The sequence below is a fragment of the Streptomyces sp. NBC_01515 genome (assembly GCF_045040345.1).
GTDB lineage: Bacteria > Actinomycetota > Actinomycetes > Streptomycetales > Streptomycetaceae > Streptomyces.
In genome coordinates this window covers 8,346,309-8,353,701 of sequence record NZ_CP109416.1, presented here as the reverse complement: position 1 = coordinate 8,353,701, position 7,393 = coordinate 8,346,309, and the positions used below count along the sequence as shown (strand labels likewise).

Annotated in this window: 7 protein-coding genes; all 7 read right to left on the bottom strand. The window is 68.4% G+C overall.

Annotation, left to right across the window (positions count from 1 at the left end; translation table 11 throughout):
* Positions 1 to 18 precede the first annotated feature (18 nt).
* Positions 19 to 384 carry a hypothetical protein gene (locus tag OG407_RS37745; RefSeq protein WP_405864201.1) on the bottom strand — a complete coding sequence of 122 codons (366 nt, stop codon included), beginning with the start codon at positions 382 to 384 and terminating at the stop codon, positions 19 to 21.
* Between the two features lie 7 nt (positions 385 to 391).
* The gene (locus tag OG407_RS37740; RefSeq protein ID WP_327400675.1) at positions 392 to 841 is read right to left on the bottom strand and encodes a YbaB/EbfC family nucleoid-associated protein; all 450 of its coding nucleotides are present in this window, start codon (positions 839 to 841) and stop codon (positions 392 to 394) included.
* Positions 838 to 3,924: an AAWKG family protein gene (locus OG407_RS37735; protein ID WP_405864199.1), complete on the bottom strand. Its 3,087-nt coding sequence runs from the start codon at positions 3,922 to 3,924 to the stop codon at positions 838 to 840. The genes OG407_RS37740 and OG407_RS37735 overlap by 4 nt, the downstream gene beginning before the upstream one ends.
* 98 nt (positions 3,925 to 4,022) lie before the next feature.
* Complete coding sequence (locus OG407_RS37730) at positions 4,023 to 4,472, bottom strand: type VII secretion system-associated protein (protein WP_390160452.1); 450 nt, start codon at positions 4,470 to 4,472, stop codon at positions 4,023 to 4,025.
* A 117-nt stretch (positions 4,473 to 4,589) separates the two neighbouring features.
* Positions 4,590 to 4,913, bottom strand: a complete 324-nt coding sequence (locus OG407_RS37725) for a WXG100 family type VII secretion target (RefSeq protein WP_019065060.1) — start codon at positions 4,911 to 4,913, stop codon at positions 4,590 to 4,592.
* A 66-nt stretch (positions 4,914 to 4,979) separates the two neighbouring features.
* Entirely contained in the window at positions 4,980 to 5,318 is a 339-nt protein-coding gene (locus OG407_RS37720; protein WP_019065061.1) for a hypothetical protein, read from the bottom strand.
* A gap of 221 nt (positions 5,319 to 5,539) precedes the next feature.
* Entirely contained in the window at positions 5,540 to 7,156 is a 1,617-nt protein-coding gene (gene eccB / locus OG407_RS37715) for a type VII secretion protein EccB (RefSeq protein WP_405864196.1), read from the bottom strand.
* Between the last annotated feature and the right edge of the window lie 237 nt (positions 7,157 to 7,393).

The following is a 7,393-nucleotide window of genomic DNA, read 5'->3' as shown; positions in this document are numbered from 1 at the left end:
CAGGGGCGATCCGCTGCGTCAGTGCTTTCCGCCGTGCGAACCACCGTCGGTGTCGCCCGTGTTGATGTCGGAGTCGTGGATGGCGCCCAGTACGCCGTTCTGGGTGCCCAGCACGCTCTTGAGGTTGGTGAGGGTGCCGTCGCCGATGCTGACGATCGCCTCGGAGAGGGACGAGCCGGTCTTGATGGAGCCCTCCCGTTGTTCCTTCTCCTGCGGCAGCATCTGCTGGGCGTAGCTGTCGTCGTGTCCGGGCCAGCCTGAGGTGGACGACACGTCCGTGATGAACTCGTTGATCATCTCATTGGCCAGCCGGCTGATCTGCTCGATCTGCCGGGTGCCGGCGACGAGCGCGGGCGGGCTGGCGGAGTAGGCGTTCGACGGCATCGTCTTCTCAGTCCTCCGGGTCTTCGCTGATCTCGTCGCGGAGCCGGCCGGCCCCGCGCCGTCGGCCGCCCTTGGGGCCCTCCAGGACACCGGGTCCGAAGATCTTGTTCCAGTCCACGTCGAAGCCGGTGATCTCGGGTGCCTCGGGGTTGGCCTTGGTGAAGGGCTCGAAGGTGGCCATGACGTGCCGGGCCATCCGCGCCCGTGCCTCCTGCACCGCCTCCAGCACGCTCGCGGCGAGCTGGCCTGCGGGCATCGTGCGGTACTTGTCGTCCAGGAAGGTCAGCGCGCGCAGGTCGCCCTGTGCGGAGACGGTCACCTCGACCGCGCGGTCCGCGGAGCGCACCGTGCTCTCGGCGTGGGCGAGTTCGCCCTCGGCGCGGGCCACCGCGGCCTCGGTGGCCTCCAGTTCGGCGACCGCCTTGGCCAGCCGCTGCTCGATCGACTCGCTGTTCATCGGCCGATCACCGCCGGCGAACCGCCCTCGTCGGTGCCCCAGACGTCCTCGTCCTCGGTGAGCCACGCGTCACGGGCGCGGTCGCCGCTCTCCGTGGAACGGCCGTTCTGTCCGGCGCCGTTGCCGCCGGGACCGCCCACCGGGTAGGGGGCGCTGGACGTGGTGGGCCGGGTGTACACGACGTCCTCGTCCTCGTCCACGTTCGCCGCCCGGTTGGTCCGGCCGCGCCGGGTGGCGCCGTTGGACGGGTCGGTGAGGACGGCCCGGGTGCGCTCGCTGGTGCCGCCCTGTCCGCCGCCTCCGCCACCGCCCATACCGCCGCCGCCCATGCCTCCCATACCGCCCATGCCCATCGGGTTGAGCGGGGTGCCGCTCGACGCCTGGGCCGGGGTGGCCGCGCCGAGCGCGGCGGTGTCGAGGGAGTCGGAGCGCAGCGGGCCGCCGGTGTAGGGGGTGCTGTCGTAGTCGTCGTAGCCGCCGTCGAGGCCCGAATTCAGGCCGCCGCCGGTCGTGTTGAGGCTGCTGCTGCTCAGTCCACCGCTGTTGAGGCCGCTCGTGTTCAGGCCGCTCGTGTCGAGGCTGCTGCCGTTGTTCAGCCCGCTCGTGTCGATGCCGTTGCCGTTGAGGCCGCTCGTGTTGAGCGAGGACGAGGGGAGGCCGGTGCCGTCGATGTCGGTGGTGGTCGTGTGGCCCGACGGGTCGGTGGTGGTGAGCCGGCCCGTGTCCGGGTTGAGGGTCTGGGTGGAGCCGTCCGGGAACTTCGTGGTCAGCGTGCCGTTGTCGTTCAGCGTGGTGGTCGAGCCGTCCGGGTTGGTGAAGGAGTCGCCCGGGTTGAGGTGCGAGGTGGTGACGTGCCCCGAGGGGTCGGTGACGGTGACCTGGCCCGTGTCCGGGTTGAGCGTCTCGGTGGAGCCGTCCGGGAACTTCGTGGTCAGCGAGCCGTCGGAGTTGAGCTGGGCCGTCGAGCCGTCCGGGGTGGTGAAGGAGCCGTCGGTCGGGTTGAGCGTCGACGTGCTGACGGTGCCGTCCGGGTTCGTGGTGGTGACCTGGCCGGTGTCCGGGTTGAGGGTCTGGCTCGTGCCGTCCGGGAACTTCGTGGTCAGCGTGCCGTCGTTGTTCAGCGTGGTGGTCGAGCCGTCCGGGTTGGTGATGGTGCTGCCCGGGTTGAGCTGGGAGACCGAGGTGGTGCCGTCCGGGTTGGTGGTGGTGACCAGGCCGGTCGACGGGTCGATGGTCTGGGTGGAGCCGTCCGGGAACGTCGTGGTGAGCGAGCCGTCGCCGTTGAGCTGGGTGCTGCCCCCGGTCGGGGAGTTGAGCGTGGTCGAGCCGTCCTTGGTGGAGTCGTTGCCGTTGTTCAGGAGCGACGGGCCGTTCAGCATGCTGCTGGCGAGGTTGCTCAGGTCGTTGCCGTTCGTACCGTCGTTGTTCAGCAGGCTGTTGTTGTTGAGGTCGTCGAGCCCGCTGCCGACGTTGTTCAGGCTGTTGCCGAGATCGTCGTTCAGGTTGTTGAGGTTCGAATTCAGGCCGTCGCCAATGTTGTTGAGGCCGTCGTTCAGGTTGGTGTTGAGGTTCGTGCCGAGGTTGTTGAGGCCGTCACCGATGTTGTTCAGGTTGTCGTTGAGGCCGTCGTTCAGGTTGTTGAGGTTGTCCCCGAGGTTGTTGAGGTTGTCGTTCAGGTTGTCGTTGAGGTTGTTGAAGTTGTCGCCGAGGTTGTTGAGGTTGTTCCCGAGGTTGTTCAGGTTGTCGTTGAGCTTGTCGTTGTTCTCTTTCGCCTCGTCCTCGGCGATCTCGTTCTCCTCCTTCTGGAGGACCTCGGAGAGCGTCTCGTTGTTCTTGTTCTTGACCTCTTGGTCGAAGGCGTCCTGCACGTCGGCCCAGGCGTTCTTCACGTTGCTGAGCGCGTCGATGGACGGCTGCTTGAGCTTGGAGTCCGCGTGGTCCGACCAGCTCTTGACGGCGGCGTCGGCGACCTTCTGCCAGGTGGTGTGCTGGGTGAGGTCGCCGTACTCGGGGACGGACTGCTTGAAGTTGGCGTCGGTGGAGTAGGAGGTGTAGTCGCCGCCTCCGTACTCGCTGTAGGTGGACGTCGTCGACGACAGCACGTGGTTGATGTTGTTGTTGATGACCCACTGACTGATCTCGTCGAGGATCTTCTTCACGTGGTAGTGCGGGTCGTGCTGGCCGTCCGACGCCCAGTCGTTCCACGCGGTCTGCAGATCGGTGACCGCCTGCTTCAGAGCCGTCTGCGCGGCGGCCAGCGCGTCGCTCAGCTTCGACTTCGGGACGTAGCCGCCGAGGGTGGTGTTGGTCGGCGTGTAGTCGGTGCCGCCCAACTGGGAGACGTAGCCGTTGTAGTTGGTCTTCAGCTCGTCGAGGAGATGCCAGAAGAGGCTGGCCGCCTTGCCCTTCCAGGCCGCCTGGTCCTCGCCGAGCGAGGTCATCCACTTGTCGACGATGTCCGAGTGGTCCTTGAAGAACTGCACCACCCGGTCGAAGGACTGCCCGGTGTTCTCGAAGGAGAGCATGTCGACGGCGTTGGCGTCGATGACCGACAGCCCGCTGTACGAGAAGCCCTGCGTCGAGTACGGCGACGCCAGGATGTGGTCGAGGATCAGCTTGCTGCCCGAGATGTACTGCGCCATCGGCCCCGAGTCCCACTGGACGTGCGAGTACGAGCCCTCGAACGCGCCGCCGGTGGTGGTCTCGCCGCCGCTCCAGAGCGTGGCGCGGCCGTTCCCGTCGATGGTGACGCCGATCATCACGATCCGGGCCTTCTTCATGCTCACGCTGTCGTGCGCGCCGTCCCCGCCGGCGTCGTAGAAGGCGAGGTCGTAGTCCTCGCCCTTGTTGACCTGCCAGCCGCCGATCGCCGAGTAGTCCGCCGCGGTCACCGACCTCATGTCGATGCCCTGGATGTCCATCCGGAACAGCTTGAGGTCGCCGAAGTCGTCGCTGTTCGAGCTGCTGAGCTTGTCGAACAAAGCGGACCGGGCCGGAATCGTGTAGCCGGTGAAGTCGGTGACGGCCTGGGCGAAGTAGTCGTCCGGGTCGTAGTTGGCGGTCCCGGTGGTGGTTTCGGCCATGGGGCGGACTCCGCTGCGGAGGAGGAGGGGGACGGGGTGGGGGGTTCCGAGGTGCGGGGCCCGGTGCTCGGCGGGAGCCGGCGGGCCGCGCACCGGCCTCAGGAGGTCTTCGAGTCGCTGCCGCTCATGTCGCCGTCGACGGTGTCGAAGATGTCCAGCAGCTTCTCGCCGTCGATCGAGTCGAGGCTGTCGCCCTGTGTCTTCAGCAGGGTGGTGATCGTCTCGTCCAGCGCGTCGTCGATGTCGTCGAAGAGCGTCTTCTGACCGGTGAGGATCTTGTCCAGCGCGGTCGCCTGGGTCTTGAGCGCCTCCACCAGGGTGGCCCCGCCGACCGGGTCCGAGCTGTCGCCGCCGTTCATCAGGCCGATGCGCAGGATCTTGGCGAGGCCCTGGGCGGAGCCGGCGCCGGTCTCGGCGATCAGGTTCTTCAGGGACCGGACGCCCGCGTTGTCCTTGCGGATGTTCACCAGATCGGTGATGAAGTCCGCGACGTCGGTGTTCTTGAAGTTCTTCAGCGCGGTCGAGTCGAGGTGGGTCAGATCTGCCATGGATGCCTCCGCGGGCGGAACGCGCCGACCCTGGCGTACGGCGCGGCGACGGAACGGGAAGGAGCCTGGACCGCACCGACCACGAGGTGACCGGTCGGTGCGGTGGGGCCGGCCGGCTCAGCGGCCGATGGTGACCTCGGACCACATCTGGCTGAGCGAGTTCTCGCTGTACTTGTAGCTGCTGGAGATCTCGTTGAGGAGCTGGGAGTGCGAGGTGAGCAGCGTCTCCATGTTCTGCACCGCGCCGTCCCAGGCCGCCTGCTTCTGGCGGTAGGTGTCGGCGTCGTTTCCGTACCACGTCTTGGACAGCTCGCCGAGTTCCTGCTCAAGGCTGGAGAGCGTCTGGGCGATCGCCTTGGTCTGCGCCACCATGTCGTCCGCGGCGTTCGACATGTGGTTGTAGCTGACGTAGATGACACCGTCGGACAGGTTGTCTGCCACAGCTTGCCTCTCTTACGCGATGTGGGGATCGGACGTGACCGCGAGGTCACGGGAAGCGGGCGTCGGTCAGCCGGCGAGCTGGTCGAAGGCCGACTGCGACGCGTTGTACGCCTGGTTGATGGAGTCGTTCGAGGAACCCTGGGTCTTGTTGTGTTCCACGAGGCTCTGGTTCAGCCGGTCGATGACGTCCTCAAGGTTCTTGAGGATGACGTTGCACTGGCCGTCCCACTGTGCGAGGAGCTGGCCGTACTGGCCGCCGTCGCTGCCCTGGTAGCCGCTGCCCAGGGTGGAACGGGTGCTGTCGACGTCCTGACGGATCTTCACGATGCCGCTGAAGGCGCTCTCCAGGGCCTGGATTCCGTTCCGGGTCGAACCTTCGCTTGACTGCTGGCCATCTCCAGCCATCGTCCCACCTTTCGTAAGTCGATCTGAGGTACGAGTGCAACTGAGCCTAGATTGACGGAAGTTGCGCTGACAACGAACTGAGGAAGATCTGAGGTTGCCAACCGCTTACGCTCAAAGGCTTTTACCGGTAAGCAACTTGACCGGAACACGCGGTTCCATGGTCGACGGTTCTGGAATGAATCCAGTTTGGCGTGAACACGATCTGCATCGGCGTGAATCCGTCAGTTCCCGGCGCCGGAGGCCGAGTTGAGGGAACCGCCCGCCGGGGCCTGTCCGGCGACCGCGGGCAGACCGGCCTCGATGCCGGGCCGTCCACCGGCACGGGTGCCGGTGCCGGTACCGGTACCGGTACCGGTACCGGTACCGGTACCGGTACCGGCACCCGTGCCGCACTGCGCCGCCGCCCCGCCCATGCCTCCGCCCACCGAGCCGGAGTCCGACGAGGCCGCCTTGGCGCTGAGTTCGGGTCCGGTCGGCAGCATCGACAGCAGCGTGGACGGCACCTTCACCGGCGTGGCCCCGCCGTAGCCGAGGGCGGCGAGCGCGCCGGCGTCCGGGATGCGGTACTTCACGCCGTCGTCGCCGACCAGGAACGTGGTGTCGCCGACGGTCTCGCCGGCCGCGCCCAACGCCCGTACCAGCGTGCCGTGTCCGGGCCGGGTCACCACCCGGTCCACCGTCACGCAGGCCGCGGTCAGCGCCGTCGGGTCCGCCTGGGCCGCCGGGTACAGGGCGGTCTCCGCGACCCGTACCGAGGTCACCCGCACCTGTCCGTCGGCCGGGTCGACCTGGGCGCACACCGACTCCCCCGCCGCCAGGGCCAGCGCGCTCGGCGGAGTGTCCGGCAGTCCGGCGACCGACGGGTCGGTGCCGGCCGATCCCGGTGCCTGGTGGGCGCGCAGGTCGGAGACGTCGATGGTGACGACGTTCGGGGCCCCTCCGTCGTAGGCCTTCTTGCGGGTGTCCGGATCGCCGAGCAGCAGCGCCGACTGGGTGTCCGTGACCGGGTGCAGGCCGTCCTTCTGCAGGAGGTACTCCTGGTTGCCGGAGCCCGCGACCACGCGGAACACCTGGCCGATCCGGGTGGCCCGGCCGCCGAGTTCGGGGCCGGTCGTGCCGCGGCCGTCGACCCTCGGGGTGGCCAGGTCGGGGCCGGTCACCAGGGCGTCGAGGAAGGCCGCGGACACCGGGCGGGGGGTCACGGGCGCGTAGCCGAGGGACTCCGCGGCGCCGGAGTCCTCGTCCAGCTCCAGGCGGCTGCCCTGCCACACCAAGTAGGTGTGTTTGTCAGGGCCCTTGACCACCAGCGCCGACTTCGCGCCGACCGGGGCCGTCTCCACGGGGGCGCCCGGCACGAGAGTCGTCTGGCTGCCGGAGCCCGTCGAGCAGACCTCCCACGGCGAGGACTCCAGATCGCCGGTGCCCGGTACGGAGTCGGGGGCGCCGGTGATGCCGACCGGCCGGCCGACGGGGGTACCGGCGAGCGACTTCGAGCCGACCGACGTGGTCTTCAGGTCGGCGCCGCCGATCAGCACGGCCGACGCGTAGTTGCGCACCGGGCGCAGTCTGCCGTCGGCGTACAGGTAGCGGGCGCCGGTGTCCTTGTTGACGATCAGGGTGTCGCCGCTGCGCCAGGCGTCGTTGCCGCCCGGCTTGAGCAGCCCGAACACCAGCGCCCCGCCGCAGAACAGCACCCCGACGATCACACCGACCAGGGCACCCCGGCTGGTGCGGCCCAGCGGGCTCTCCGGTGCGTCCGGGTCGGCGAGCAGCATGCCCGAGGTCAGGCGGCCCATCATGAACGTGTGCGCTTGCACCTGGTCGCGCTTCGACCGCACGCTTTCCTCCCGGCTGGTCGTTCGGCTTCTTGTTCGTCCGGCTGTGCCCGGACCCCGCTCACGGCTCGACGGCCCGGTCGGCCCGTGACACCGCGTCCGGTTCCCACTCTCGTTCGACGTACCCGGCCCGCGCCTGCGGACCGACGGTTCCCGAACCGGCCCGGAACGGCGGCCGGTTCACCCGACCCACGTCACGGACCGGCGGTTCCCGGCCCGGTGATTCCCGACCAACCGGCT

What these genes read in the sequence shown, in the direction of transcription:
- OG407_RS37740 (WP_327400675.1), bottom strand. Translation starts at nt 841, where the DNA reads ATGAACAGCGAGTCGATCGAGCAGCGGCTGGCCAAGGCGGTCGCCGAA.
- OG407_RS37745 (WP_405864201.1), bottom strand. Translation starts at nt 384, where the DNA reads ATGCCGTCGAACGCCTACTCCGCCAGCCCGCCCGCGCTCGTCGCCGGC.
- OG407_RS37735 (WP_405864199.1), bottom strand. Translation starts at nt 3,924, where the DNA reads ATGGCCGAAACCACCACCGGGACCGCCAACTACGACCCGGACGACTAC.
- OG407_RS37720 (WP_019065061.1), bottom strand. Translation starts at nt 5,318, where the DNA reads ATGGCTGGAGATGGCCAGCAGTCAAGCGAAGGTTCGACCCGGAACGGA.
- OG407_RS37730 (WP_390160452.1), bottom strand. Translation starts at nt 4,472, where the DNA reads ATGGCAGATCTGACCCACCTCGACTCGACCGCGCTGAAGAACTTCAAG.